This window comes from Alteromonas sp. ALT199 (assembly GCF_018619335.1).
In the GTDB taxonomy this organism is placed as follows: Bacteria; Pseudomonadota; Gammaproteobacteria; order Enterobacterales; family Alteromonadaceae; genus Alteromonas.
Genome location: NZ_JAHHDX010000036.1, coordinates 1 through 2,009 on the forward strand (window position 1 = coordinate 1; position 2,009 = coordinate 2,009).

A 2,009-nucleotide genomic window follows, 5' to 3' on the forward strand; every position below is an offset into this window, starting at 1 on the left:
CCCATGGCCATTACCGTTATTTACGGTCTTCTGTTTGCAAGTTTGCTTACCCTAATCTTACTGCCGGTGCTTTACAGCCTGTTCGACGTTAAGAAAAACACTGAGCAAAAAGCGCCTGTAAACACAAATACAAGCGCGAGCTTTGGTGACGAAGAAGCTATGTCGAAAGGAGGTGTACTATGAGTGCGCCTTCTCAAACCCCGAACAACAGTTCTGAAAACCATGCTGAAAATAAAGCTGAAAAGCGTCAAGCAAGTGAATCAAATAAACGCGTGACAGATATAGCTTCACAGCCGCAGCATTCGAAAATTGCAGGTATAGGCGCCTCGCTCGCACGCTTTGCGCTGAATAAGCCTGTTACCATCGGAATGCTTTTTTTGTCCATGTTGTTGTTCGGCATTGTATCTGGCCGCTTGCTTCCTTTAGAGAAGTTCCCTGGTATCGATATTCCTGAAATGGTGGTGCAAATCCCCTATCCTGATGCAACGCCGGTAGAAATTGAAACCATGATCACCCGCCCGGTAGAAGAAGCAGTTGCGACCATGTCGGGGATTAAGCGTTTAAGAGCTCGCTCGTACGACAATATGGCGGAGGTCATTGTGGAGTTCGACTGGGATGAAAACCTTAAAGCCAAAAGCATTGAAGCCCGCGAAAAAATTGATGCTATTCGCCACGAGCTTCCTGATGATATAGAGCGGATCATGGTGTACAAATTTAACACTAACGACATGCCTATATTCCAGCTGCGCGTGTCGAGTGACCGCGACTTATCGAGTGCCTACGACTTGCTTGAGCGCAACCTCAAGCGCCCGCTGGAGCGTGTAGAGGGTGTATCTAAAGTTGAGCTATACGGCACCATGAAACGTCAAATTACCATTCGCTTAGACCCTAAGAAAATGGCGGCCTACCAAATAGACGGCACTCGTTTAGAACAGCAACTTCAAAACGCAAATTTTTCGCTAACCGCGGGCTACATGTACAACAATGGTGAAAAAATTCTAGTTAACCCAACTGGCGAATTTACCGATGTAAATGATTTTAAAAACATGTGGGTTACCCGCAGCGTACGCTTGGCTGATATTGCCAGCGTAACTTACGAGCTTCCTCAACGTAACGAAGGGCGTCATTTAGACCGTACCTTTGCGGTAGGTTTTAACGTATTCCGAGAATCTGGAAGCAATCTTGTTGAAGTTTCCGACGCGGTAATGAAAGTTATCGAAAAAGCCAAAGAAGACCCTGAGTTTACAGGCATTAGTTTGTTTGTAATGGACGACACTGCCAAAAGCGTTACCTCATCGCTAAGCGATTTGTTAAATGCTGGTCTTTTAGGCGCATTGCTTTCAGTTATTGTGCTGTACTTGTTCTTGCGTCAGCTTACCACCACGTTAATTGTTGTGCTTTCCGTACCGTTTTCTATCTGTATAGCCTTGGGTGTAATGTACCTTTTGGGCTATACCCTTAACATTTTATCCCTTATGGGACTTATGCTGGCGGTAGGTATGCTGGTAGATAATGCCGTCGTGATCACCGAAAGCGTATTCCAAGAGCGCCAACAAGAAGGTGATGTTAAACGGGCTACACAAATAGGTGTGAACAAAGTTAGTCTTGCGGTTATTGCCGGTACCGCCACTACGGCCATTGTGTTTTTACCCAATATTATTGGGGTAAAAATAGACGTTACTATTTTCTTAGAGCATGTAGCCGTGGCTATCTGTATATCTCTGTTTGCGTCGCTTTTTATCGCTAAAACACTCATTCCTTTGCTTTCAACAAAAGTAAAAATACCGGTAGTAAAAGCGCCTAAACCGCCCACGTATATCAAGGGCTATGGCCGTGCACTTAACTGGATGTTGAAGCATCAAGGCGTAACCTGTGTTATTGCTTTATTAATCCTGGCGTCGACCATAGTGCCTATGCAAGTGGTAACGTCAGATGATGAAGGTAATAATAACCAAGAGCGCATTTGGCTTAACTACCATGTAACGCAGAACTTCACCCTTGAAGAAGTG

The 2,009-nt window shown here is 45.0% G+C and carries 2 protein-coding genes; both read left to right on the forward strand.

Annotated features, from left to right (window positions below):
* The coding region (locus KL866_RS03960) for a hypothetical protein (protein WP_214993524.1) at positions 1 to 183 on the forward strand (183 nt) is incomplete at its 5' end.
* A partial coding sequence (locus KL866_RS03965; RefSeq protein WP_214993531.1) for an efflux RND transporter permease subunit occupies positions 180 to 2,009 on the forward strand: 1,830 nt, incomplete at its 3' end. The genes KL866_RS03960 and KL866_RS03965, both read left to right, overlap by 4 nt.